This window comes from Paraflavitalea devenefica, from assembly GCF_011759375.1.
Classification (GTDB): domain Bacteria; phylum Bacteroidota; class Bacteroidia; order Chitinophagales; family Chitinophagaceae; genus Paraflavitalea; species Paraflavitalea devenefica.
In genome coordinates, this window is sequence record NZ_JAARML010000002.1 from 415,395 (window position 1) to 439,883 (window position 24,489).

Annotated in this window: 25 protein-coding genes; 18 read left to right on the top strand and 7 right to left on the bottom strand. The window is 46.3% G+C overall.

The genetic code is table 11. The features are described 5' to 3' along the window. The first annotated feature begins 210 nt into the window (after positions 1-210). The 10 genes from HB364_RS11290 (at position 211) to aroQ (ending at position 6,421) form a co-directional block, all read left to right on the top strand. Positions 211-609, top strand: coding sequence for a hypothetical protein (locus tag HB364_RS11290; protein ID WP_167288085.1), 399 nt, complete (start codon positions 211-213; stop codon positions 607-609). Between the two features lie 124 nt (positions 610-733). Continuing rightward, positions 734-952 carry a translation initiation factor IF-1 gene (gene infA, locus HB364_RS11295; RefSeq protein ID WP_119054088.1) on the top strand — a complete coding sequence of 73 codons (219 nt, stop codon included), beginning with the start codon at positions 734-736 and terminating at the stop codon, positions 950-952. A gap of 15 nt (positions 953-967) precedes the next feature. After that, complete coding sequence (ykgO, locus tag HB364_RS11300) at positions 968-1,084, top strand: type B 50S ribosomal protein L36 (RefSeq protein WP_010519235.1); 117 nt, start codon at positions 968-970, stop codon at positions 1,082-1,084. 46 nt (positions 1,085-1,130) lie between these two features. Then, entirely contained in the window at positions 1,131-1,511 is a 381-nt protein-coding gene (gene rpsM / locus HB364_RS11305; RefSeq protein WP_167288086.1) for a 30S ribosomal protein S13, read from the top strand. A 195-nt stretch (positions 1,512-1,706) separates the two neighbouring features. Then, complete coding sequence (gene rpsK, locus HB364_RS11310) at positions 1,707-2,120, top strand: 30S ribosomal protein S11 (RefSeq protein WP_167288087.1); 414 nt, start codon at positions 1,707-1,709, stop codon at positions 2,118-2,120. Positions 2,121-2,261: 141 nt separating this feature from the next. Continuing rightward, the gene (gene rpsD, locus HB364_RS11315) at positions 2,262-2,867 is read left to right on the top strand and encodes a 30S ribosomal protein S4 (protein WP_167288088.1); all 606 of its coding nucleotides are present in this window, start codon (positions 2,262-2,264) and stop codon (positions 2,865-2,867) included. Between the two features lie 129 nt (positions 2,868-2,996). After that, complete coding sequence (locus HB364_RS11320) at positions 2,997-3,998, top strand: DNA-directed RNA polymerase subunit alpha (protein ID WP_167288089.1); 1,002 nt, start codon at positions 2,997-2,999, stop codon at positions 3,996-3,998. Between the two features lie 60 nt (positions 3,999-4,058). After that, a complete protein-coding gene (rplQ, locus tag HB364_RS11325) occupies positions 4,059-4,544 on the top strand; it encodes a 50S ribosomal protein L17 (protein ID WP_167288090.1) in 486 nt (161 codons plus the stop codon). A gap of 214 nt (positions 4,545-4,758) precedes the next feature. After that, a complete protein-coding gene (carA, locus tag HB364_RS11330; RefSeq protein ID WP_167288091.1) occupies positions 4,759-5,889 on the top strand; it encodes a glutamine-hydrolyzing carbamoyl-phosphate synthase small subunit in 1,131 nt (376 codons plus the stop codon). A gap of 109 nt (positions 5,890-5,998) precedes the next feature. Next, on the top strand, positions 5,999-6,421 hold the full coding sequence (gene aroQ / locus HB364_RS11335; protein ID WP_167288092.1) for a type II 3-dehydroquinate dehydratase: 423 nt from the start codon (positions 5,999-6,001) through the stop codon (positions 6,419-6,421). Between the two features lie 4 nt (positions 6,422-6,425). Here the strand turns inward: aroQ and HB364_RS11340 are convergent, their stop codons facing one another. The 3 genes from HB364_RS11340 to HB364_RS11350 form a co-directional block, all read right to left on the bottom strand. Next, complete coding sequence (locus HB364_RS11340) at positions 6,426-7,058, bottom strand: peptidylprolyl isomerase (protein WP_167288093.1); 633 nt, start codon at positions 7,056-7,058, stop codon at positions 6,426-6,428. Positions 7,059-7,145: 87 nt separating this feature from the next. Then, positions 7,146-8,525 carry a phosphoglucosamine mutase gene (gene glmM / locus HB364_RS11345; protein WP_167288094.1) on the bottom strand — a complete coding sequence of 460 codons (1,380 nt, stop codon included), beginning with the start codon at positions 8,523-8,525 and terminating at the stop codon, positions 7,146-7,148. A gap of 279 nt (positions 8,526-8,804) precedes the next feature. Continuing rightward, complete coding sequence (locus HB364_RS11350) at positions 8,805-10,790, bottom strand: LTA synthase family protein (RefSeq protein WP_167288095.1); 1,986 nt, start codon at positions 10,788-10,790, stop codon at positions 8,805-8,807. A gap of 58 nt (positions 10,791-10,848) precedes the next feature. On the opposite strand from HB364_RS11350, the gene HB364_RS11355 reads away from it, so the two are divergent. From HB364_RS11355 to HB364_RS11365, 3 genes are all read left to right on the top strand, one after another. Beyond that, entirely contained in the window at positions 10,849-11,457 is a 609-nt protein-coding gene (locus HB364_RS11355) for a phosphatase PAP2 family protein (protein ID WP_167288096.1), read from the top strand. An 18-nt stretch (positions 11,458-11,475) separates the two neighbouring features. Next, positions 11,476-12,774 (top strand): hemolysin family protein, encoded by a 1,299-nt coding sequence (locus tag HB364_RS11360; RefSeq protein WP_167288097.1) that lies wholly within the window; start codon positions 11,476-11,478, stop codon positions 12,772-12,774. A 243-nt stretch (positions 12,775-13,017) separates the two neighbouring features. Beyond that, positions 13,018-13,890 carry a carboxylesterase family protein gene (locus tag HB364_RS11365; protein ID WP_167288098.1) on the top strand — a complete coding sequence of 291 codons (873 nt, stop codon included), beginning with the start codon at positions 13,018-13,020 and terminating at the stop codon, positions 13,888-13,890. A 124-nt stretch (positions 13,891-14,014) separates the two neighbouring features. On the opposite strand, the gene HB364_RS11370 is transcribed toward HB364_RS11365, so the two are convergent. Then, the gene (locus tag HB364_RS11370; protein ID WP_167288099.1) at positions 14,015-14,539 is read right to left on the bottom strand and encodes a DUF6702 family protein; all 525 of its coding nucleotides are present in this window, start codon (positions 14,537-14,539) and stop codon (positions 14,015-14,017) included. 59 nt (positions 14,540-14,598) lie between these two features. Between HB364_RS11370 and HB364_RS11375 the strand changes: the two genes are divergently transcribed. Then, on the top strand, positions 14,599-15,237 hold the full coding sequence (locus tag HB364_RS11375) for a HupE/UreJ family protein (RefSeq protein WP_167288100.1): 639 nt from the start codon (positions 14,599-14,601) through the stop codon (positions 15,235-15,237). Then, the gene (locus HB364_RS11380) at positions 15,191-17,578 is read left to right on the top strand and encodes a M1 family metallopeptidase (RefSeq protein WP_167288101.1); all 2,388 of its coding nucleotides are present in this window, start codon (positions 15,191-15,193) and stop codon (positions 17,576-17,578) included. Before HB364_RS11375 ends, HB364_RS11380 begins: the two co-directional genes overlap by 47 nt. Positions 17,579-17,869: 291 nt before the next feature. On the opposite strand, the gene HB364_RS11385 is transcribed toward HB364_RS11380, so the two are convergent. From HB364_RS11385 to HB364_RS11395, 3 genes are all read right to left on the bottom strand, one after another. Beyond that, positions 17,870-18,061, bottom strand: a complete 192-nt coding sequence (locus tag HB364_RS11385; RefSeq protein WP_167288102.1) for an Arc family DNA-binding protein — start codon at positions 18,059-18,061, stop codon at positions 17,870-17,872. 37 nt (positions 18,062-18,098) lie between these two features. After that, positions 18,099-18,947, bottom strand: coding sequence for an SPFH domain-containing protein (locus tag HB364_RS11390; RefSeq protein WP_167288103.1), 849 nt, complete (start codon positions 18,945-18,947; stop codon positions 18,099-18,101). Between the two features lie 384 nt (positions 18,948-19,331). Beyond that, positions 19,332-19,985 (bottom strand): toxin-antitoxin system YwqK family antitoxin, encoded by a 654-nt coding sequence (locus tag HB364_RS11395; RefSeq protein WP_167288104.1) that lies wholly within the window; start codon positions 19,983-19,985, stop codon positions 19,332-19,334. A gap of 331 nt (positions 19,986-20,316) precedes the next feature. Between HB364_RS11395 and HB364_RS11400 the strand changes: the two genes are divergently transcribed. The 3 genes from HB364_RS11400 to HB364_RS11410 all read left to right on the top strand — a co-directional run bounded on the left by HB364_RS11400 (position 20,317) and on the right by HB364_RS11410 (position 24,478). Beyond that, on the top strand, positions 20,317-21,450 hold the full coding sequence (locus HB364_RS11400) for a cysteine desulfurase family protein (protein WP_167288105.1): 1,134 nt from the start codon (positions 20,317-20,319) through the stop codon (positions 21,448-21,450). A 156-nt stretch (positions 21,451-21,606) separates the two neighbouring features. After that, complete coding sequence (locus tag HB364_RS11405) at positions 21,607-22,989, top strand: alpha-amylase family glycosyl hydrolase (protein ID WP_167288106.1); 1,383 nt, start codon at positions 21,607-21,609, stop codon at positions 22,987-22,989. Positions 22,990-22,993: 4 nt separating this feature from the next. Further along, complete coding sequence (locus HB364_RS11410; RefSeq protein ID WP_167288107.1) at positions 22,994-24,478, top strand: gluconokinase; 1,485 nt, start codon at positions 22,994-22,996, stop codon at positions 24,476-24,478. The last annotated feature ends 11 nt before the right edge of the window (positions 24,479-24,489 follow it).

The window sequence follows — 24,489 nt, forward strand, 5'->3', positions numbered from 1 at the left end:
AACTGGCAGCAAAATACCTCCGGAATTAGTTGTGTGTTAAGGAGTAGATAACAGATAGGTTTAATTTTTTTTGTATTCCGGGTTTCGGTAAATTAGGTAATGATTATTCCGCGTGGACGCAAAGATGCTGAGGGCTGGTAAACTAACACTTCTCGCTCGCTGCAACTTTGCCTTCCTGCGGCATTTTTTTAACCTAAAAATTGCTGTCGTATGCTTAAACTTTCAGAACTGCAACCCGGAGACATTGTAATGGCCGAGTATGAAGGCCAGCTGGTGGAAGGAACTGTAAAGGAACTGAACAAAGAAGACAAAGAGGTGTGCGTGGAAACAGCCGTTCAGGAATTCTGGTTTAAACCCGAACACCTTTTCCCCATCCCGCTATCCGAAGAGCAGTTGTTAAAACTTGGTTTTCAAAAGGTTGAAAGTGATAACGGTTCTGTTAAGTATAAGAAAGACTCCTTCCGGATCCTGTTACCCACCCAAGGCAATTTCAATGACCTCGAGATCTGGTGGCGGGAAGACCGCCGGCACCTGCGCCAGGCCATTCATGTGCATGAGCTTCAGAACCACTACTACCAGATGACCAAAGTAGAGCTCAATCCTGCCTGATTGTCAATGATTTTATACTTATTTTTGCCTGCTTTTAGGGCCATTCACGGAGGAGGGGAAAATTTTATGTTATTTTTTCTTAAATCCGCGTGATAATCCTATCTTTGCGCCTCCTTAAACGAATATGGGAAAACAACCGCTGATTAAACAAGATGGAGTAATTCTGGAAGCGCTGTCTAATGCGATGTTCAGGGTAAAGTTGGAAAATGGTCATGAAATATTGGCCACCATCTCTGGGAAAATGCGGATGAATTATATCCGGATATTACCGGGTGATAAAGTGGGAGTGGAGATGAGCCCGTATGATTTGTCCAGGGGAAGGATCATTTTCAGGTACAAATAAGAAAAAAGAAATATCATGAAAGTTCGTGCATCCATCAAGAAGCGCAGCGCCGATTGTAAGATCGTGAGGAGGAAGGGAAGGCTGTATGTGATTAACAAAAAGAATCCGCGCTTCAAGCAAAGACAGGGTTAATATTTATTGCCCATCTAAAATCGTAAATTAAAATTTCAAATCGAATATGGCTCGTATTGCCGGTGTAGACTTACCAAAGAATAAAAGGGGCGAGATTGGTCTTACCTATATTTTTGGTATTGGTCGTTCTACTGCTCAGTATATCCTGGGTAAAGCAGGTATTGATTACAACAAAAAGGTGCATGCCTGGAATGATGATGAACTGAATGCTATCCGTAACATCATTACCAATGAGTTTAAGGTAGAAGGTCAGTTGCGTTCTGAAGTTCAGATGAGCATCAAACGTTTGCTGGATATCGCCTGCTACCGTGGCTTACGTCACCGTAAAGGTTTACCGGTTCGTGGTCAGCGTACCCGTACCAACAGCCGTACAAGGAAAGGTAAACGTAAGACAGTGGCTGGTAAGAAAAAAGCAGCTAAGAAATAATGCCACAGAGGCACTGTTATCCGGTGTCTCTGTTTTCATATTTTGCCTGTTATTTATAATAACGGGCAGAAAGAGGCGCAACTTGTTGCGTCTCTACGAATTTGAATCAATGCCGGATCGCTACACAGCAGGAGGATTGGTTCAGTTCCGCCAAAAGCGGAATGATTTTTAAACGTAAAGATTACCTGTTAAACAATGGCAAAAGCAGCTAAACAACAAGCTACCAGCGCAAAAGCCGCTGCGAAGAAAAGAGTAGTAAAGATTGATGCTTATGGCGACGCACACATCGTGGCCAGCTTCAACAACCTGATCATCAGCATTACCAACAAGAACGGCCAGGTTATTTCCTGGAGCAGTGCCGGTAAAATGGGCTTCAAAGGTTCTAAAAAGAACACTCCTTATGCCGCCCAGATGGCTTCTGCTGATGCCGCTAAAACCGCTTTCGATGCGGGTGTTAAGAAAGTAGACGTTTTCGTAAAAGGCCCCGGCGCCGGTCGCGAAAGCGCTATCCGCGGATTGTCTCAGAACAGTATCGAAGTGGTACAGATCAAGGACGTAACCCCGCTGCCCCACAATGGCTGTCGTCCTCCCAAGAAAAGAAGAGTATAACCTGAAGTCTGAAGTCAGAGGTCTGAAGCAAACGCATCCGACCTCTGACTTCAGACCTCAGATTTCATAACAGGATGCCCGATTTATTTTTAAGATTTTTATTGATCAGGCATCGTCACCAAAAAATCAACTAAACAAATTATGGCACGTTACACTGGTCCAAAAACAAGAATCTGCCGCATTTTCGGCGAGCCCATTTTAGGTAATGGTAAATACCTGAGCAAGAACAGCAATCCTCCCGGCCAACATGGTCCTACCAAGAAGCGTAAGGCTCCGGGTGAATATGCCCTTCAGTTGAAAGAAAAGCAAAAGGCCAAATACACTTACGGCGTACTGGAAAAACAATTCCGGAAGACTTTCGAAGAAGCTAACCGTATCAAAGGTGTTACCGGTGAAAACCTCATCAAGTTGCTGGAAGCACGTCTTGATAACGCCGTTTACCGCCTTGGTCTGGCCGCTTCCCGTCCCGGCGCCCGTCAATTGGTTTCTCACAAGCATATCACCGTGAATGATGAAGTGGTGAATATCCCTTCTTTCCAACTGAAACCAGGCGATATCATCAGCATCAAGGAAAAGGATAAATCCAACACTTCTATTACCAGCCAGTTCCGTGGCAAGAACCAGAAGTTCTCCTGGCTCGACTGGAATGAAGGAGAGATGAAAGGTACTTTCGTAGCTTATCCTGAGCGTGAAAGTGTACCTGAGAACATTAAGGAGCAGTTGATTGTTGAATTGTATTCTAAGTAATCGTGAACCGTGACTGGTCTCCGGTCACCTGATCCGGTACGCTGAGTAGCAGCAATCCAAATTGTTCACCGTTTAAGGCGGCATCGTTGCCAAAGCCTTCAAACACGTAAAAAACAGAAATTTTAAAATATGGCCATTTTAAATTTCCAAAAGCCAGACAAGATCGTTTTACAGAAAGCAACGGAATTTGAAGCTCAATTCGAGTTTCGCCCGTTGGAACCCGGTTTCGGTGTAACCATTGGTAACGCCTTACGCAGGGTGTTGCTGAGCTCACTGGAAGGTTATGCCATCGTAGGTATCCGCATTGAAGGTGTAGACCATGAGTTTGCTACCATCAAGGGCATTACCGAAGATGTACTGGAAATCATTCTGAACTTAAAGCAGGTTCGCTTCAAAAAGAAAGTGGATCATGAAGTAGGTCAGGAAAAGATCACCCTGAGCATTAAAAACAAAGCTGAATTTACAGCCGGTATGATCGGAGAAGCTACTCAAAGCTTCGACATCATGAACCCCGATCTGCTGATCTGTACTTTAGATACTTCTGCCAAACTGGACATTGAACTGTCTGTTTCCAAAGGACGTGGTTACGTTCCTGCTGAAGACAACAAGGTAAAAGATGCTCCATTTGGTTACATCCCTACGGATGCCATCTTCACGCCCATCAAGAACGTGAAATACGCTATTGAGAACACGCGTGTGGAACAACGTACGGACTATGAGAAGCTGATCATGGATGTTAATACCGATGGTACTATCCATCCGGAAGAGGCGGTGAAACAAGCCAGCCGTATCCTGATCCAGCACCTCATGATCATCACCGACGAAAACATCACTTTCGACAACAAGGAAGACAAGAAAGAGGATGTGGTGGATGAGCAAATGCTGCAACTGCGTAAGATATTGAAAACACCACTGGAAGACCTCGATCTGTCAGTACGTGCTTTCAACTGTCTGAAAGCTGCCAAGATCAACTCCCTCAGCGAGCTGGTACAATATGAGCAGGAAGACCTGATGAAGTTCCGCAACTTCGGTCAGAAGTCACTGGCTGAAATTGAGCAGGTGCTGGCTGAAAGAGGTTTGCACTTTGGTATGGACCTGAGCAAACTGGGTTTGGATAAAGAAGAATTGTAATTTTTTAATAACAGTAGGCTGTAATTCCTGACACGGTACAGCCGGTAAAACTTAAAAGTCATGCGCCACGGAGACAAGATCAACAACCTGAGCAGGACGGCATCGCACAGAAAGGCGTTGCTGAGCAACTTAGCCTGCGAGCTGATATCCCACAAGAGAATCGTAACTACCCTCGCCAAGGCCAAAGCGTTGCGTACGTACATCGAGCCCCTGATCACCAAGGGTAAAGAAAATACTACTCACCAACGTCGTGTAGTATTCAGCTACCTACAGGATAAAGAGGCTGTTACTGAACTGTTCAGCACCATTGCCGAGAAAATTGGCGGTCGTCCCGGTGGTTATACCCGCATCATTAAGCTCGGCATCCGCCAGGGTGATAATGCTGAAATGGGGTTAATTGAACTGGTAGACTTCAACGAGATCTACGGTAAGGGTAAAACAGAGGCGAAAGAGCCGGCTAAGAAAACACGTCGTAGCAGAACCACCAAAAAGGCTGGTGATGCGAAGGCCGAAGATGCGAAATCCGAAGATAAAGCCGCTGAATAAGCATGATTCCGAACTCTTTTTATATCAAAGCCCCGCATATAAAGTGCGGGGCTTTTTTTGAATGTCCTATTGCCGGAAAGGCGGTAAGGCGTGAAGAAGGTAACGGCTGAGTTTCAATGCTTACCGTCTTCCCACCTGCCCGGTACAAACTGTGAACAATTTTAACTTCAAATACATCTAATAATTCTTTTCTTTGCAAAATTTTTCGATACACATGTCCACAACACAAAAACCTGCTGTTCTGTTATTGGCGGATGGTACCGTTCACTTTGGTAAAGCCTTTGGAAAGATTGGTACTACTGCCGGGGAAATTTGTTTTAATACCGGTATGACCGGATACCAGGAAGTGTTCACTGATCCCAGCTATTATGGCCAGATCATTATCATGAACAATGTGCATGTTGGTAACTATGGTACCAAGGATACCGATGTGGAGTCGGGCAGTGTGAAGATCCGCGGTCTTATTGGCCGTAACCTCGAAGAGCAATATTCCCGCAAGCAGGCCAATGCCTCTCTGGAGCAATACCTGCAGGATAATAACATCGTTTGCATCGAAGAAATTGATACCCGTGCCCTGGTAACCCATGTACGGGAAAAAGGCGCCATGAACTGTATCATCTCTTCTGAGATACTGGATGTGGAAGAGCTGAAGAAAGAACTGGCTAAAGTGCCCAGCATGGAGGGTCTTGAACTGGCCAGCTATGTAAGCACCGAAAAGCCTTATACCATGGGTGATGAGGCCACTGCTGCTGTAAAAGTAGCGGTGATGGATTATGGCACTAAAAAGAACATCCTGCAGTGTATGGTTGACAGGGGCGCTTTTGTAAAAGTATTTCCTGCCAAAACGCCGATCAGTGAATTAAAGCAATTCAATCCCGATGGTTACTTCATCTCCAATGGCCCCGGAGATCCTTCTGCCATGGATTATGCAGTAGCCACTGTAAAGGAAATACTGAAGGAAAGCAAGCCTACTTTCGGTATCTGCCTGGGCCACCAGTTGCTGGCATTAGCCAACGACATCGAGACCTTTAAGTTGCACCACGGTCATCGCGGACTGAACCACCCCGTGAAGAACCTGGTAACGGGTAAATGCGAGATCACTACCCAGAATCATGGTTTCGGTGTGAACCCGGAATCGGTGAAGAAAGCCAAAAATGTGGAAATCACCCACGTGAACCTGAATGATGAATCCATTGAAGGTATCCGCCTGAAAGATAAACCAGCCTTCTCCGTGCAATACCACCCTGAAGCAACGCCAGGCCCGCACGATAGCCGCTACCTCTTTGATGACTTCATCAACCTGGTAAGAGAGCATAAAGTAGTAAAAGTTAAAGTGAATTTTTAAAGAAGGATCATACTTATAATGTAACGAAAGGGTGTGTAGCCTTCCAAAGGCGGCTCACCCTTTCGCTCTTTTCACGTAAATGCAGTATTTTTAGCCGGCAAACTATCGTATGAAGATCGCAATCATCAATGGGCCTAATCTTAACCTGCTGGGCAAAAGAGAGCCGGGTATTTATGGCAGTATGTCTTTCGAACAGTATTTCGAAGAACTCAAGCAACAATACCCACAGGCAAACCTGCATTATTACCAAAGTAATGTAGAAGGGGAGCTGGTGAATGAGATACAGCGGGTAGGGTTCGACTATGATGGCATCATCATTAATCCTGCTGCCTATACCCATACTTCCGTAGCCATTGGCGATGCCATTGCGGCTATTAAAGCACCCGTCGTGGAAGTACATATCTCCAATGTACATGCACGGGAAGATTTTCGCAAGCTATCCCATGTATCTGCTAAAGCAGCAGGCAGCATCTTTGGCCTGGGGCTGAAGGGGTATGAACTGGCGTTGCAATACCTGCTCAACAGGAAATAACCCATTACAGGAATACCCGCATCATAAGGGCATAACCATGGTCTTCTTTGGCATCATCCAGCTTGCGGATAATGTGCAGGCCGTTGGCTGTCCATATCTTAAAAATATCACCCTTTTTGCGCCTGGAGAGCTCTTTTTCTATCTGCGGTATCAGCGAGCCCCTCACAACCCATCCCAGGTCGCCTTTGGTGGCCGCTTCCCCACCCATGGAATAAGCCTGGGCCATATCTTCGAAAGTGGTGCTGCCCTGCCTGATACGCAGCATGATATTATCGGTCAGGGAGTCCGCAATACGCCGGGTAAATACAGAGGTGTCCAGGAAGATCTGAGCAATATGATTAAAGGTGGCGGGTGCTTTGGCCAGGATCTGTACCAGTGTCTTCCCATTATTATAAGGGCCGTATACTTTACCCACTTTGCCATGATAGCCCAGGCTATCCGGCAGGCCTATAAACCGGTTGGTGCCGCGGATAACGATCGTATCAATTACAAACCTTTTCTTCAACACATCTTTTACGTACAGCGGGCTATTGGTAGCCTTTTCCAGCTCTGCCTTGATCTGGGTTACTGTTTTCTTTTGTGCAAAGGTGGTGGTGCTACCAATAAGGATTAATAATAAAGCGATCAGCGGTTTCATTCACCTAAAGATAATAAAAGACGAAGACCTGACAGGTTTCGCCGGCTGAGTACCCGGAAAACCTGTCAGGTCTTATTCAGGATTCTTTTACAATGATTCCTTGATATCCTGCATCAATCGCAGGGCAATATTGTTGGCGGTCGTTTCAAAATTACTTTCCGCATAGATGCGGATAATAGGTTCGGTATTGGAAGTACGGAGATGTACCCAATCACTATCAAATTCAATCTTCAAACCATCCTCTGTATTCACAGGCTGGTTTTTATACTTCTTTTGGATACGCTCAAAAATGGCTTTCACATCAATGCCATTTTCCAGTTCAATCTTATTCTTGGAAATAAAATAGTCGGGATAGCGGGTGCGGAAAGACTTCATGCCATTCTTGTGTGTAGCAAGAGAACTCAAAAACAAACCGATACCGATCAGTGCATCACGGCCATAATGGAAGTCAGGAACAATGATACCGCCGTTGCCTTCGCCGCCAATCACTGCTTTTACTTCTTTCATTTTCGTCACCACATTCACTTCACCCACTGCCGAAGGAAAATATTCACCCCCATGTTTAAGGGTAACTTCCTTGAGCGCTTTCGTGCTGCTCATATTGCTCACGGTATTGCCTACCTTCTTGCTCAATACATAATCGGCCACTGCTACCAGTGTGTATTCTTCTCCAAACATGCTGCCGTCTTCACATACAAAGCAGAGGCGGTCTACATCCGGGTCCACGGCAATGCCGAAATCGGCTTTGTGCTTGCGGACTGCATTGCTTAGCTCAGTGAGGTTTTCCGGCAGGGGCTCCGGATTGTGGGCAAACTTACCGGTTACTTCTTCATTCAGCACCACGACATTTTCTACACCCAGCGCTTTGAGCAGGGGAGGGACAAATAAGGCGCCGGTAGAATTGATCACATCTACGACGGCCTTGTATTTCTTTTTACGGATATCTTCTGCATTCACCAGCGGATAGTTCACCACCGCATCAATATGTTGCTGCAAGCTGGTTTCGTGCAGGGTATAAGTGCCCAGTTTATCTACGGAGGTAAAAGTAAAATCTTCTTTGCTGGCTTTTTCCAGTACAATAGCGCCATCTGCTGCACTGATAAATTCACCCTGCTCATTCAGCAGTTTCAGGGCATTCCATTCTTTGGGATTATGACTGGCTGTAATAATAATACCGCCGGCAGCTTTTTCCCATACCACTGCCAGCTCAACGGTAGGCGTGGTAGAGAGGCCAACATCTACTACGTCAATGCCCAAACCGGTGAGTGTATTTGTCACCAGTTGTTGTACCATGGACCCACTGATGCGGCCATCGCGGCCAATAACTACTTTACGGTTGGAACCTTTCTCCAGCAGCCAACTGCCGAAAGCAGCGGCAAACTTTACAACATCCAGCGGCGTTAAATTGTCTCCGCTTTTACCACCAATTGTTCCACGAATACCTGATATGCTTTTGATCAATGCCACAGTGCCAAGGGTTTTTATCAGTTACAAAAATAGGGTGTTTGCTACTATGCAGAGATTACCACTTGTGGGTATTTTACAGGATATGATTACAAATTGTAATGATACAGCATAAATTGAAAGCTAATCACAACCAACCAAACAACAGGATGGGATGGACATGCTTAGGAAGCGGGAAATTAAGGAAAGAAACACATATATAACCAAATTGTGGAAAATGAAGCCTTAAAAACCAGCAAACTGCGAATCCCCGTCGTCTCCATGCCTCGTTGCTATTGTGTCTCAATGCTTTTTCTTATTATTCAGCAACAGGTATTTGGCCGTTTCATGGAGCGCCTCGGTCAGCGTACGCATCTCATCAGTAACGGCTTTTGTTGCAGGATCTTTACCGGGTATGGAATTGTCCACTACCGATAACAATTCTTCCTTACCTGTCTTTAACAGACGCCGGTAAAAATAATTGCCTTTTATCACACCGGTAATATTATTATCGGGTTCGAAGATAAACGCAAACGAATGCGTAGTCGAATCCAACAGGTCTCTTCCCAGGGTAGTATTGGTATAAGGAATATTGGCAAGTCCTGCAATAGTAGGCAATACATCCACCTGTGAGCAAATATTACCCGTGCGGCGTGGAGCTACCAGCGAAGGATTATATATCAGTAACGGTACATGCATGGTAGTAAGGCGTTGTGCTGTCCAGGCCTCGGGAAACATGGTGCCTGCATTGCCTGGTATGCCATGATCACCGATAAATACAAACAGGGTATTGCTGAAATATTTTTCTTTACTGGCTGCTTCCATGAATTTCTGGTAAGAGAAATCGGTATAGCGGAATGCATTCAACTCATCCAGGTTCTCAAAACCATGTTGCCGCAATGAATCTACCGGTATATTCACTTTTTTAAATGCCTCCTGGTCTTCTTTGGGAATCGTATACGGCCGGTGATTATCTGCCGTCTGGATCACGGCAAAGAAAGGTTTCGTTTGTGTAGCCAGTATTTTATTCGATTCCAGGAAGAGGTTTTTATCGCTGATACCCCATACATCAACCGTGGGTGATTTGAAATCTTCTCCTTCATACAATTTTAATCCGGCAATATTATTAGTTAGCAGGCCCCGCACATTGGCCCAACTGGCGCTGCCACCCAGGAAATAGAATTTCTCATAACCGGTGAAATCATTAATAATGCTATGCTGATCTACTGCTCCCGGATTACGACTGGCTGTTCTGGGCATTTCCACATCCGGAATACCGGTGATGGTGGCCCATACGCCACGGGCGGTACCATAGGTAGGAGTGAAGCAATGGTCAAAAAAGAGCCCATTGCGGCAAAGGCTATCAAAGAAAGGAGTGGTACGCAACGGATTACCCCACATGGAGCTTTTATAGGCGCTGAATGATTCACAGATCACCAGTACAACATTGGGCTGTGCCGTAAGCGCCCCGGCATGGGGAGTTGCCTTCCGGGCATAATTCGGTTCGGAACCAGCGGCCGGCGGCAGGTTATAGTACTTCGCTATTACAGGGTACAGCGACTTCACCTTCTTCTCATCATACGTATTGCGGAACTTCAGGGTGTTGAAAAAGGATTCAAAGGGATTCAGGGCCAGGTTGGCCTTATAATCGTTGCCCAGGGCAAAGGCGTCGCTCCACCGCAAAGGGTATTGGTCAAACCGGCCGAAAATAAAAAAGCCCAGTACCAGGAAAGCCACCGTAAAGCTGGCAATCCTTGTTCTTTTGGTTACCGGCTGCGGGCGGTTGTTGACACGCCGCCAGGCCCGGCGGATAAACCACATGATCATCCAGGTGCTTACCAATAAGCCCATGATAAGGCGTACCACGGGATACGATTGCCATACCATGTTCAGGGAAATACCGGCGTCCTGCAGGTAATTGAGCACGCTGGCATTCAACCGCTGTACCAGGTAGGCATAGTGGGCAAAATCTACCACAAACAGGAACAGGCAGAGGAACACCACGATGTACAGGACCACCACCCAGATCTTTCTTCCCCGCGGCTGAAGGAAAGGATGGAGCCAGGGGATACTGCCGAGCAACAGCATGCACAACAGCAGAATGGAGATGGTGCGGAGATCATACCGTAAGCCGAGGAAAAAAGCATGGCCAAGCTCAGCCATTGAATTCCCTTGTTTATTGAAAAACAGGTAAAGACTAAAACGCATCAGGGTAAACAGGATCAACAGGATCAACCCTGTCCATAACATCCAGCGGATGAGCGCTGGTAACGTTACAATTCGCTTCATTACAATGAAATAAGCGCTAAAATTAAGGGAATTCTGTGTTTTCTTTATTTTTGTTACTATGATATTTGATCCCGCCGGCGGCCTGTTGACATTCTGGCAACACATACAACCTTTTGATACATGGCTGCTTACTCATATTAACCAGGACTGGAGCAGTACATTTTTGGATACCGTACTGCCGTATATGCGTGAAACCTTGTTCTGGATACCCCTGTACCTATTCCTGGTGCTCTTTGTAACCATGAACTTTGGGTGGAAGGGACTTTGGTGGCTGCTGGGCTTTGTATTGACTGCAGCCCTGGCTGATATTGTCAGCAGCCAGCTTATCAAACAGAACATTATGCGGGTGCGTCCCTGCCAGGACGGTGCGGTGGCGCAACATATTCGCTTTTTCATCAATTATTGCCCCCGCAGCTCCAGTTTCACTTCTTCCCATGCCTGCAGCCATTTTGCACAGGCCATGTTCTTCTTTCTCACCCTGCGCAGCGTAATAGGCAAATGGGCCGGCCTGTTCTTTGGCTGGGCCTTTGTAGTTGCCTATACACAGATATATGTGGGGGTACACTATCCTTTTGACGTATTTTGCGGCAGCCTGATAGGTTGCGGTATCGGTTTTGCTACCGGTAAATTATTTAATAACAAGATCGGAATACTTAGTTTAGCTTAGTCAAATTAATAGCCCTACATGGCAGAGATTTTTATAATACTTGGATTAATATTACTGAACGGATTATTTTCAATGGCAGAGATTGCGCTGGTTTCATCCCGTAAAGCCAGGCTGGAATCGCAGGCGAATAAGGGCGACAAACGGGCGCAGGAGGCTTTAAAACTGGCTAATCATCCCGATCATTTCCTTTCTACCGTACAGATCGGCATTACCCTCATCGGTATCTTAACGGGTGTATACTCCGGTGAACAATTAAAGACCGACCTCGTTGTCTATATCAACCGGTTTGAATCCCTCCGGGAATACAGCAATGGCATCGCTACCACGATCCTCGTTATCCTCATTACCTATTTCTCCTTGGTATTGGGCGAACTGGTGCCTAAACGCATCGGTCTGTCCAGGCCGGAAGTGATTGCCAAACTGGTAGCAGGGCCTATGCGGATAGTAAGCATCATTACCTATCCCTTTATCTGGCTGCTGACCAAATCCACGCAGGTCATTGTAAGCATTTTACGCATCAAGGCAAAGGACACGCATGTTACAGAAGAAGAGATCAAGGCCATCATCAGCGAGGGTACCGAACAAGGCACCATTGAGGAAGCGGAACAGGAGATCATTGAACGCATCTTTCACCTGGGCGACCGTAATATCACTTCCCTGATGACGCACCGCAGTGATATCATCTGGTTTGATGTAAATGATAATGAGCAATCCATTAAAGATAAGATCGTAACGGAACCCCACTCGGTATATCCCATCTGTGAAGATGACCTGGACAATATCAAAGGCATGGTATCTTTAAAAGATATGTATGTGACCAATGATCTTACCTTGTTTAAGCAGATCATGAAACCTGCCCTTTTTGTACCGGAGAACGTTACCGCCTATAATGTATTGGAGAAATTCAAAGCTACCCGTAACCATGCCTGCTTCATTGTAGATGAATATGGCAGTGTGCAGGGAATGATCACCCTGAATGATATTCTGGAAGCCATTGTAGGAGGTATGCCTGAAGTGGATGATGCCGATTATGAAATTGTGGAGCGACAGGATGGTTCTTACCTGGTTGATGGGCAGATACCTTTCTATGACTTTCTTTCACGTTTTGAAAAAACGGAATACATGCATGAAGGCGAGCAGGAATTTGATACGCTCGCGGGATTCATACTGCACAAACTGGAACGTATTCCCCATACCGGTGATACCCTCGAGTGGGAGGGCTTTCGCTTTGAGATCATAGACATGGATGCCCAGCGTATTGATAAAGTGCTGGTCAACATTTCTGATGAGATCAAAGAAGAAATGGAAGAAGATTAGCAACAGCGTATTTAACTACTATATATAAAGGAATATTTGATGTATATCAAACTGCTACTTCGCTGAAATACAGGCGGGTGGCTTATTTGCTGCGATCCATCACCTTGCCTCCTGCGAGTTTTCCTGCCTTTGCAGTAAAAATACGGTTTTAACATTTCGATCACTTCTACGCTTGATCCATTACCAAAATGGCACCATCTTTGACTTCATCGATCCGTTGAACAAACCACAAAAGTCTAACTTATGAAAAACGCGATCAAATACCTGATGGTCCTTTTGGTGCCTGTGGCAGCAGCAACGGCGTGTAAAAAAGATGTCAGTGAGGCCGATGATACGCCGGAGGGAGGTAAGCCACCTGTAACGAATGCCTACAATAATGTGGTAGAAACAAAATCACCCATTCAAAAGGGTATTACGGTGAATGTGAATAGTAATATCGGCGGTTACCACCAGGCGTTACCTTACCTGTACGACAGCACTACCAAAAGATATCCTTTATTGGTATTCATTCATGGTGTGGGCGAATTGGGCAATGGCGCTTCCCAACTTCCTAATGCCGGTAACATTGGTGTGGCAAGGCTTATCAAAGACAAAAAGTTTCCCGCCAACTTTAAAGTAAAGGATAAGAACTATTCTTTTATAGTCATATCACCGCAGATCAAAGTATGGGATTATAAGACCGTTGCCAAAGATGTAAATGATATGATCAGCTATGCGATCAGCAAATACCGGATTGATACTACCCGCATGTATGTAAGCGGGCTGAGTATGGGGGGAGGATATACCTGGGATTATGCTGGTGCTTATGCCAGCCGTATAGCAGCAATAGTGCCTATTTGCGGAGCATCAGGGCCTAATGATACCAAGGCAAAGAATATGGCCAATGCAAAACTGGCGGTGTGGGCCTTTCATAATGATGATGATCCCACTGTGGCTTCCAGCAATTCAAAAGGCTATGTGAGCAAGATCAATGCGCTGAATCCGGCCATTCCCGCGAAGCTCACCTTGTGGCCTACCGGCGGGCACGATGCCTGGACAAAAGCCCTTAACCCGACTTATAAGGAGAATAATATGAATATATACGAGTGGATGCTGCAATACAGCAGGTCCAAATAAGAAGAACACCCTATAACCATTCAATCAATAAGATTAATCAATTGACCTTGGGAAACGCAATGGTGCAGCACAAAGGTATATTGTTAAGGCTCTGATAATATATTCAAGTGCTGTACCTTCTTTTTTAAAATTCAAACTTCGCTTCTTTATCCGGGTAATTCAGCCTTGTACTCTTCCTGTTTCCGCCCACACTCACATGCATCAGGTTGAGCTGTTTATCATAAGCCTCATACAAAATGCTGTTATTCACTTCCACCTTTTTGGGGGCTGCAGGCGCCGCCACCTGGAAATAGCTCCATACAGCGTCATTTTCCCGTTCAAAACCTACAAATTCCAGCGTCACTTCCTTCCCATCCAGTTTTATAATCAGCCGTTTGCGGATATATTCCGCTACCTGGCGGTCCGTTTCGGCCTTGTCTTTGGGGTTGAACAGATCTACCTTTTTGTTGTGGATAGTGGTCAGGGTCTTCTCGAAATCGTCCGTAAAGATCTTACAGCTTACTTCCAGGGTCTTATCGGTTGCATTGTGGTTGATTTCGGTAACACTCACATACAACGGATGGTCTTCAGCAGGAGCGGGGGAGTGCGGGCCTGTGCCGGTAAGTATACCAGCCCACAGTATTAACCACTTATAGAGGTGTAGCGCCATTAACATCATAAATTTTTCTGTTACAAATCTCTTAATTATTTTGTAACCCGTCTGGTTATATGCAAGATTTTACTTTTTATTTTCAGTTGGGCATTGAACACATCCTTACCCTGGATGCCATGGATCACATCCTGTTTGTGACTGCCCTGTGCCTGCGGTATCTGTGGAAGGACTGGAAGAAAGTGGTGATCCTGGTGACTGCTTTTACCATTGGACACTCTATTACATTGGCATTGAGCGCACTGAATTATGTAAACTTCCCGACCGACTGGATTGAGTTCCTGATACCGCTTACCATTGCAGCCACCTGTATCAATAACATTACGCAACCTGCTTTTAACCAGGAAAAGCGTTTGCCATTGATCTATTTCTTTGCATTGTTCTTTGGGCTGATACATGGCCTTGCTTTCGCAGGGCAGTTTTTGAGCCTGGAAGGAAAGGAAGGGCTCGTATCCCACCTGCTGGCTTTTAACATTGGTATTGAGGTTGCGCAATTACTGGTGGTGGTATTCATATTATTCCTTTCCTGGATAGTAGTGCAGTTATTGAAAATATCCAGGACAGGCTGGTTGCGCACCGCATCCGCGGTCATATTGGTATTTTCACTGATTTGGGCATATCAAAGATTCCCGCATAATAAAAACACACATGATGAGAAAATCACTGCTCGTGGGAGTAGCATTCGCCGGTTTGTTTAGTGTGGCTTATGGACAGAACATACAAAACAACCCCGGATCTAACCACGGTAACAAATTTGAACAATTGGGCACCATTCTGCCTACGCCCAATGAGTACCGCACAGCCAGTGGCGCCCCCGGCCCCAAATACTGGCAGCAGCGCGCTGATTATGACATTAAATGCGAGCTGGATGAAGCAAACCTGAAATTGACCGGTAGTGAGCTCATTACCTATTTCAACAACTCGCCCAACACGCTCACTTATCTCTGGCTGCAGTTGGATGAGAATGAGCACAGCACCGTAAACAATGCCAATTACCAGAACAGCCGCACCATGCCTTCGCAGATCAATACGGCGATGGTGGATCAACTGGAAGCTGCAAGGATCGACAATGGCTATGGATTTATCATTACCAAAATGGTGGATGCGCTGGGTAAATCCCTGAAGTACACCATCAACAAAACCATGATGCGGGTAGAACTGCCTGCTCCCCTCAAGCCGGGGCAGAAGTTTGCCTTTACCATCAACTGGCATTATAAAATATCCGACCGTCTGTCTATGGGCGGTCGTGGCGGTTATGAATATTTCCGCGAAGATGGCAACCACCTCTTCACCATGGCGCAATGGTATCCGCGTCTTTGCGTATACAGTGATGCGGTGGGTTGGCAAAACCACCAGTTTACCGGCAGAGGAGAGTTTGCCCTCACCTTCGGCAACTTTAAAGTACAGATGACCGTTCCTGCCGACCATGTGGTGGGCAGTACCGGTGAGTGTACCAACTATGCACAGGTATTGACGCCTGCGCAATTGGGCCGCTGGACAAAGGCCCAGGCTTCCAAAGAGCCCGTGGAAATAGTAACACTGGAAGAAGCTAAAAAAGCAGAGGCACAAAAAAGCAAAACCAAAAAGACCTGGATCTTCAAGGCAGATAATGTGCGCGACTTTGCCTGGACAGCCTCCCGCAAATTTGTATGGGATGCCATGCCCACCTTTGTAGAAGGCAAGAAAATAATGTGTATGAGCTTTTATGGCAAAGAGGCTTATGGTTTATACCGCAAGTTCTCTACCAAGGCTGTAGCCCATACCATCCGCAGCTATTCCAAATTCACCATTCCTTATCCTTACCCGGTGGCGCAGAGCATTGAAGCGGCCAATGGTATGGAATACCCCATGATCTGCTTTAACTATGGCCGTACAGAAAAAGATGGCTCTTATACAGAAGCTACCAAATATGGTATGCTGGGGGTGATCATCCATGAAGTTGGCCATAACTTCTTCCCTATGATCATCAACAGTGATGAGCGCCAGTGGAGCTGGATGGATGAAGGGTTGAACTCCTTTGTAGAATACCTCACCGAAGAATTGTACGATAACAAATTCCCCATACGTGGTAAGGGGCCAGCCTGGGCTATCGTAGATTACATGCGCCTGCCCAAGAACCAACTGGAACCGATCATGTCCAACTCTGAGAATATCATTGGTTTTGGCCCCAATGCTTATACCAAGCCTGCTACGGGATTGAACATGCTGCGCGAAACCATCATGGGCCGTGACCTGTTTGATTATGCTTTCAAAGAATATGCACGCCGCTGGGCCTTCAAACATCCTGAACCTGCCGACCTGTTCCGCACCATGGAAGATGCTTCCGGCGAAGACCTCGACTGGTTCTGGAGAGGTTGGTTCTTTGGCACTGATGCCTGCGATATTGCGTTGGATACCGTGAAATACTTCAAAGCGGATGTTTCCGTTGATCCTACTGTACAAAAGGAAGGTGCCACCAGCACACGTAAACTGGAGAAGCCGATGGCTTCCTTGTTCGATACAGATGTCTCCAAACAACGCAACCGGGATGACAAGAAGATTGAATTCCTGACCGACCAGGACACTACCTTGCGCGATTTCTACTGGCGTTATGCCCGTGGTCTTGAGCCATATGATACCACCAGTTACCAGGTGCCTGTAGTCTCTTCTATAGAAGCGGCTGATGCGGCTGCAAAGCAAAAAGTAGCGGGTAAACATTTCTATGAGCTTACTTTCAGTAACAAGGGCGGACTGGTAATGCCCATCATTGTGGAATGGACATTTAAAGATGGCACAAAGGAAATAGACCGTATACCTGTACAGGTATGGCGCCTGAATGAACAAAAAGTGACCAAGACTTTCATGAAAGACAAGGAAGTGGAATCTGTGAAGCTGGACCCCCTGCGTGAAACAGCCGACATCAATGAAGGCAACAATACCTGGAATACCATCGCTGCTCCTTCCAGGTTCACGGTGTTTAAACAAAAACAACAGGCCCGCGGACAATCATCCGGCATCAACCCGATGCAAAAAGCAGAAGAGAAGAAAAAAGCTTTCTAAGTAATAAACTGATTTTCTGAAAAACGCCCTCGCTTATGCGGGGGCGTTTCTTTTAGGCAGGGACAAAAAAAATCGTCAGGGCAACCAGGCCCGACGATTTGATATATTTATACTACTGTATTAGTGGCAGGCCTTAGCACATAAGCTTACAAAGGCAAACAATACAGGTATTACCCATACTAAGAGAAAATTTTTGCTCATGGTTATTTTTTTAAGGTATTTGGAGCGATGTAAAGATACGACCCGCCTTCCGGTCCTTCCTTACCGTTTATCCTGCTTTCCGGTAAACGGCTATGGTTGTTTTTTATCATGTGTTGGGGGCAGGTTATCAGTTTTTTTCTTACGGCCACTCTCCTTCAATGCCTGGTCTATGATCCATTCCAGTTGACCATTCACACTGCGAAACTCATCCCCGGCCCATTTCTCCAGGGCCTTGAACGTTTCTTCATCAATACGTAGTACAAAGTTTTTCTTACTACTCACAGCGATCCGATTTTATAATGCTTCATCATTTCACGGGCTATTGATACAGCGTACCGGTATTCAGAATAGGTTGTGCGCCCCGCTCACCACATAATACCACCATCAGGTTACTCACCATGGCCGCTTTCTTTTCTTCATCCAGCGTTACGATCTGCTTGCGCGACAGTTGCTCCAGTGCCATTTCCACCATACCTACAGCGCCTTCTACAATCTTCGTACGGGCAGCTACAATGGCAGTGGCTTGCTGGCGTTGCAGCATGGCGCCTGCTATCTCGGCTGCATAAGCGAGGTGGCTGATCCGGGCCTCTTTCACCAGGATGCCGGCAGGAGATAAACGTTCATTCAATTCCTTTTCCAGCATTTCATTCACTTTCTCGCCCCCATCACGCAGGGTAATCGCTGCAGTTTCATCTTCCATATGATCGTACGCGTAGGTGGTAGCCAGGTGACGGATAGCTGCTTCACTTTGCACCTTTACATAATGATCGTAATGCTCTACCTCAAAGGCTGCTTTATAAGTATTATTCACCTGCCATACGATCACGGCTGCAATCTCAATAGGGTTCCCCATCTTGTCATTTACCTTCAACCTGGTGCTTTCCAGGTTCTCCGCCCGCAGGGAGATCATTTGTTTCTTAAATAAGGGATTTACAAACAACAAACCATTCTCTTTCACCGTACCCACATACTTACCAAAAAAGGTGAGCACACGGGAGTGGTTGGGGCTGATTACAATAATACCCAGCGACAGGTACAGGCAGGCAAAAAAAGCCAACAGGCCATATACAATAAGATAGGTGGAAAAAAAGTAAATAGCAGCAATAAACAGCAAAAAGGACAACAGCAGAGCCAGGAATCCCGACATGGGTTTAATGATCTTTTCCATATAAAGAAGTGTTTAGGATGATATCAATATGATATCAAATCTACATCATGGCGGCAGTAGCCCAAACAGAACCTGTACCAACGGAAAACTTTCCCATATAAGCGGAAATTACCCGATCGGGCCCGGCGGGATGAAAAGCGGCGCCATCAGGGGCTCAGAAAGCAGGCAAAAAACTTAATTGTAGGCCAGGTACATATAATTGAAATATTAATTTGACATGAGCTACAGAGAACGTTACGAGAACATTCAGAGGAACTACAGAGAACATAAGGAGAATGCTATCTTGGGATTATGTAGAGATTATCAATGGATTACCCGTAGCATACCAGGGGGTTCCGACATCCATACACCAAACATTAGGGAAGGTCTGAGGCCAGTACCCTATCAATTACCCGTACTTCCGTCACGGAATCTCACCTTCTTTTTGCCGGCATTCTTCTTTTCAAAGTCCAGCACCTCTTTGGGCTTGGTTACCTCTTTTTTGGCGGTGGGGGCTGCGGTAGTGGCTTTTTTATCCAGTTCACCCAGTGTATAGCTTTCTGTGCGGGTGGTGACTGCACCGGTCTCCGAATAATCATAATATTTCCAGGTGCCATGGCGCAGGGAGGCGCCCTCATTCTTTACGATCACCGTGCGGTAGGTATCAAACTTATCAGGGTCCTCTATCAGGAGGGTATCATACAACTTATCGGGATTGATCGCTTTCCATCTTTGTTCTAGCCTCAGTTCACCGTGTTTATTGTAATAACGGCATACGCTGTCCTTTAACCCCCATTTATAAAACTCTACTCCCACCAGGTCGCCCATCAGGCTGAACAGGCGCCATTCACCATCCTTTCGGTTATGTGTATACCATCCTTCTTCCTCATATCCGGGCTCGCCACGAACCGATTCATACCGGTTTATCCAGGGGCCTTGTTTGCGCCCGATCACATCAATGCGGTTCAGGGTATCACCATTGGCATTGATCTTATAGTCCTTCCACTGCGAAAAAGCATTCGCAGAAAAGAATAATAATATAAAAGTTATCCAACGCATTGAAAGGGATTTAATGGTGATAAAGCGCCATAAACCGGCAATTATAACGCCAAAGTTCCTTATTTCATTGCAAACAAAACCATAAAGCTGCTGGTCCGGCCGGGGCTGGTTATACAGGGTGACCGGGCCCTTTTTCCCTTGATAATCCATTGATTTACTGGACAATTAACCTGTTTTTACTATTTAATAATTACGCTCACTTATTGAATGTTTTCTATCAATACTTTTTAATTCTTAAAAATTCATTAGTAATCTGGTTGTTTCTATGAGGAATTTGCAATACCACAAATGGGGATATTTCAATGTAAAATATTTCGGAATTTTGCGCCCCATGAGCACTTCACGTATTTATTTCGACAATGCAGCCACCACAGCTCTCGATCCACTGGTACTGGAAACCATGATGCCTTACCTCACTGAAAAGTTTGGTAATCCATCTTCCATCTATTCCTATGGCCGCGAGACGAGGTTGGCCATTGAAACTGCCCGTAAAAGCGTGGCTAAAATACTGAATGCGCATCCTGCAGAGATCTTCTTCACCTCTGGTGGTACCGAAAGTTCCAACACAGCCATCAATGCTGCTGTGCACGATCTTGGCTGCAGGCACATCATCACCTCACCCATAGAACACCATGCCACCCTGCATACGGTAGAAAACCTTTATCACCGTGGCGAGGTAGCCCTGAGTTATGTGAAGCTGTTGCCCAACGGCCATGTTGACCTGGAAGACCTGGAACAGCAATTAGCCGCTTGTGAAGATAAATGCCTTGTTACCCTTATGCATGCCAATAATGAAATTGGCAACATACTGGATATCCATGCAGCAGGAGAGATCTGCAAACGTTATGGCGCCGTATTTCATTCCGACACTGTGCAAACGGTTGGCCACTTTCCTTTTGACCTCCGCAATACGCCTGTGCATTTTATTACCGGCGCCGGTCATAAATTCCATGGTCCGAAAGGAGTGGGTATCCTGTACATCAATGAAAATGTAAAGATCAAGCCGCATATCCATGGTGGTTCGCAGGAGCGTAACATGCGTGCCGGCACAGAGAACTTATACGGGATAGTGGGTTTTGCCAAAGCGCTTGAAATGGCTACCGAGCATTATGAAAAAGACAGCGCTTATATCAAAAGCCTCAAGCTCCATATGATGGAACAGATCCAAAAGCACATCAAGGGCGCTTCCTTTAATGGAGATCCCCTGGGTAAAAGCCTGTATACGGTATTAAGCGTGTCTTTCCCCAAAACCGAGAAATCGGAAATGATCTTATTCAACCTCGACATCAATAATATCTGTGCCAGTGGCGGCAGCGCCTGTACCAGTGGCGCCGATCAGGGATCACATGTCATCCGCGCTGTCAACAACAATCCCAACCAGGTTACCGTTCGTTTTTCCTTCAGTAAACACAACACCAAAGAAGAAATAGACCAGGTGGTGAGCAAGCTGAAAGAGATCATATAGTATACCAGCTACTTTAATACTGCTCATATAAAGTACAAAGGGGCCACATTCTCGGATGTGCCCTTTTGTTTTTTAAAGCTGTGGAACCCGGGTCTCTGAATGCCGGATGCTGAATTCTGTATTCTTTGCCTTAACTTACTTCTCAAATCACTAAGCATGAAATACCTGCTTCATACGGTTGCCATAGCCTGTTTCCTATTATCTCTTTTCCCCGCCTGTAAGCTCATGCCCAAAGAAAAGGGGACGCAGGCCGAAGCGGTGCAGCAAGATACCACGGCGATAGCAGGTCCCGGCTGGATCAAACAGTCTAATGTATATGAAGTCAATGTGCGCCAATATACCCCCGAAGGCACCTTCAAAGCCTTCGCCATCCATTTACCCCGCCTCAAACAAATGGGAGTAGACATCCTCTGGTTCATGCCCGTCACCCCCATCAGCAAAACAGACCGCAAGGGCACACTGGGCAGTTATTATGCAGTAGCTGATTATAAAGCCATCAACCCGGAGTTTGGCACCCTGAATGACTTTAAGCAATTGGTACAGCAGGCGCATGACAGCGGATTTAAGGTGATCATAGACTGGGTGGCCAATCATACCGGCGCCGATCACCCCTGGCTTACACAGCATCCTGACTTTTATAACCGCGACAGTACCGGCAAAGCCAAATATGTATTTGACTGGACAGATACACGTGACCTGAACTTTGATAATAAAGCCATGCGTGATAGCATGACCGCGGCTATGCAATACTGGTTGCAGGAAACAGGTATTGATGGTTTCCGTTGCGATGTGGCAGGAGAGGCGCCCACTGATTTCTGGAAAGATTGTATCCGGCAGTTAAGGAAAGTAAAGAACGTATTTATGCTGGCGGAAGCAGATAAAGGAGAGCTGCATACGGCCGGTTTTGATGCCAGCTATCCCTGGGATATGTTCCAGACCATGAAGAAAGTGGCTGCCGGTGAACGCAATGCTTTATCGCTGGATACGGTGCTCATGCGGCAGGACAGCACCTTTCCGGCAGGCGCTGTTCGCTTGTATTTCACCAGCAACCATGACGAGAACAGTTGGAATAAAAGCGACTTTGGTACCTTTCCAGGTTTAAAACACGGCGCCTTTGCAGTGCTTACACAAACCATGCGTGCCAGTCTTCCGCTTATTTACGGCGGGCAGGAGGAACCTGTTTTAAGAGCCATTCCCTTCTTTGAAAAAGACAATATGGGTTTTAAGAAATATGCGCGTGCGCCTTTCTATAAAATGCTACTTGATCTGCGCAAGCGTAACCAGGCCCTTGCTACAGATGCTTCTTTCAGAAAAGTATCAGTAGGAGATGATAAAGCCCTCTATGCCTATGTACGGGAAAAAGGGAAAGATAAGATACTGGTGATACTCAACCTCAGCAACAAGGAACAAACCATTACTATCAAAGACAGCTCGCTGACAGGTGAGCCCATGAACTTATTCCTCGGCGCAAAAGAGCCTTTTAAGCTCAATCATTCCTTCAACATTGAACAGTGGGGATATATTGTTTGTGAGTACTAAGCCCATGCAACATATCATCGGTGTAGACATTGGTACTACCAATACCAAAGCCATTGCCTTTACCACAGCAGGCATAGTCATAGCACAGGCGAATATTACCTACACGCCTGTTATTGCTACTGCCGGAAAGCATGAGCTGGATCCGGACATTTTATTCGATGCAGTGGTGCAAACCATCCGGCAGGTAACCCGGCAAACTGCTGAATCATCGCTCCTGGGCATTGCCTTCAGCAGCGCTATGCACAGTCTGATAGCGGTGGACGCAACAGGAAAACCATTGACCAACGTCATTACCTGGGCCGACCTGCGCAGCACCCGGCAGGCCACGCAACTAAAAAATACAGCTACCGGCAAGCGTATTTACCAGCGCACCGGTACACCTGTTCATCCCATGTCGCCATTGTGCAAACTGCTTTGGATGAAAGAAGAATGGCCCGAGATATTTAGCGTTGCGCATAAATTCATTGGTATTAAAGAACTGATCTTTTACCGTTTCTTTGATCAATACCTCATTGATCATTCCATTGCTTCTGCCACTGGTTTATTTGATATATACGAGGTAGACTGGAATAAAGAAGCCCTCTTATTGACAGGTCTTACCCGCGAGCGTTTTTCAACGCCTGTAAGTACTACGCACTCCGTAACCGGCCTTAAAAAAGAATATGCCGACGACCTGGGTATTGATCCCGCTACTCCATTTATCGTAGGCGCCAGCGATGGATGCCTGGCAAATGTAGGCAGCGGCGCCATGCAGCCCGGCGATATGTCGCTTACCATTGGCACCAGCGGGGCAGTGCGTATGACAGGCAGTAAGCCACAGCATGATAGTAAAGAAAGGATATTCAACTATATTCTCACAGAACAATGGTATGTGTCGGGTGGTCCGATCAACAATGGCGCTGTATTGCTGAAATGGTATGCTGAGCATTTCCTGGAACGCAGCTTTAACAGCACCGCAGATTTTGAATGGTTCCTGCGGCATGCGGCGCAGGCGCCTGCCGGGGCAGAAGGACTTGTTTTTTTACCCTATGTACAAGGCGAGCGGGCGCCGGTTTGGGATGCTGCCGCCAAAGGCGTATTCTTTGGCATACAGGCAGCACATACCCAGGCGCATTTCATGCGGGCCATCGTGGAAGGGATCAACTATGCCTTATACCAGGTGGCGCAATCCGTAGAAGAAACCATTGGTCCTGTACAACATATTTATGCCAGTGGCGGATTTACCCGTTCGCCTCAGTGGCTGCAATGGCTGGCCGATCTCTTTGGAAAGGAAATTTCCGTGTCTTCCACGGGCGATGCTTCCGCTGCCGGGGCGGCCATCATCGGTTTGCAGGCGTTGGGCATACAGGATACGCTGGCGCATCCCAATAGCGCTGTACTGTCTGAAGAGCGCTTTGTACCCAATGAACAGCAGCATACCATCTACCAGCGTAATTACGCTGTGTATAGTACCTTGTACGACAGGCTAAAAGATGTCTTTCAACTGTAGTGTTTTATTGC

Excerpts from the sequence above, each read along its gene's own strand:
- HB364_RS11390 (WP_167288103.1), bottom strand. The coding sequence starts at position 18,947 with ATGGAAAAGATCATTAAACCCATGTCGGGATTCCTGGCTCTGCTGTTG.
- ykgO (WP_010519235.1), top strand. The coding sequence starts at position 968 with ATGAAAGTTCGTGCATCCATCAAGAAGCGCAGCGCCGATTGTAAGATC.
- HB364_RS11400 (WP_167288105.1), top strand. The coding sequence starts at position 20,317 with ATGAGCACTTCACGTATTTATTTCGACAATGCAGCCACCACAGCTCTC.
- rpsM (WP_167288086.1), top strand. The coding sequence starts at position 1,131 with ATGGCTCGTATTGCCGGTGTAGACTTACCAAAGAATAAAAGGGGCGAG.
- infA (WP_119054088.1), top strand. The coding sequence starts at position 734 with ATGGGAAAACAACCGCTGATTAAACAAGATGGAGTAATTCTGGAAGCG.
- carA (WP_167288091.1), top strand. The coding sequence starts at position 4,759 with ATGTCCACAACACAAAAACCTGCTGTTCTGTTATTGGCGGATGGTACC.
- HB364_RS11320 (WP_167288089.1), top strand. The coding sequence starts at position 2,997 with ATGGCCATTTTAAATTTCCAAAAGCCAGACAAGATCGTTTTACAGAAA.
- HB364_RS11380 (WP_167288101.1), top strand. The coding sequence starts at position 15,191 with ATGAGAAAATCACTGCTCGTGGGAGTAGCATTCGCCGGTTTGTTTAGT.
- HB364_RS11365 (WP_167288098.1), top strand. The coding sequence starts at position 13,018 with ATGAAAAACGCGATCAAATACCTGATGGTCCTTTTGGTGCCTGTGGCA.
- HB364_RS11360 (WP_167288097.1), top strand. The coding sequence starts at position 11,476 with ATGGCAGAGATTTTTATAATACTTGGATTAATATTACTGAACGGATTA.
- rpsK (WP_167288087.1), top strand. The coding sequence starts at position 1,707 with ATGGCAAAAGCAGCTAAACAACAAGCTACCAGCGCAAAAGCCGCTGCG.
- rpsD (WP_167288088.1), top strand. The coding sequence starts at position 2,262 with ATGGCACGTTACACTGGTCCAAAAACAAGAATCTGCCGCATTTTCGGC.
- HB364_RS11405 (WP_167288106.1), top strand. The coding sequence starts at position 21,607 with ATGAAATACCTGCTTCATACGGTTGCCATAGCCTGTTTCCTATTATCT.
- HB364_RS11410 (WP_167288107.1), top strand. The coding sequence starts at position 22,994 with ATGCAACATATCATCGGTGTAGACATTGGTACTACCAATACCAAAGCC.
- aroQ (WP_167288092.1), top strand. The coding sequence starts at position 5,999 with ATGAAGATCGCAATCATCAATGGGCCTAATCTTAACCTGCTGGGCAAA.
- HB364_RS11370 (WP_167288099.1), bottom strand. The coding sequence starts at position 14,539 with ATGGCGCTACACCTCTATAAGTGGTTAATACTGTGGGCTGGTATACTT.
- HB364_RS11375 (WP_167288100.1), top strand. The coding sequence starts at position 14,599 with ATGCAAGATTTTACTTTTTATTTTCAGTTGGGCATTGAACACATCCTT.
- HB364_RS11350 (WP_167288095.1), bottom strand. The coding sequence starts at position 10,790 with ATGAAGCGAATTGTAACGTTACCAGCGCTCATCCGCTGGATGTTATGG.
- HB364_RS11355 (WP_167288096.1), top strand. The coding sequence starts at position 10,849 with ATGATATTTGATCCCGCCGGCGGCCTGTTGACATTCTGGCAACACATA.
- HB364_RS11340 (WP_167288093.1), bottom strand. The coding sequence starts at position 7,058 with ATGAAACCGCTGATCGCTTTATTATTAATCCTTATTGGTAGCACCACC.
- HB364_RS11395 (WP_167288104.1), bottom strand. The coding sequence starts at position 19,985 with ATGCGTTGGATAACTTTTATATTATTATTCTTTTCTGCGAATGCTTTT.
- HB364_RS11290 (WP_167288085.1), top strand. The coding sequence starts at position 211 with ATGCTTAAACTTTCAGAACTGCAACCCGGAGACATTGTAATGGCCGAG.
- rplQ (WP_167288090.1), top strand. The coding sequence starts at position 4,059 with ATGCGCCACGGAGACAAGATCAACAACCTGAGCAGGACGGCATCGCAC.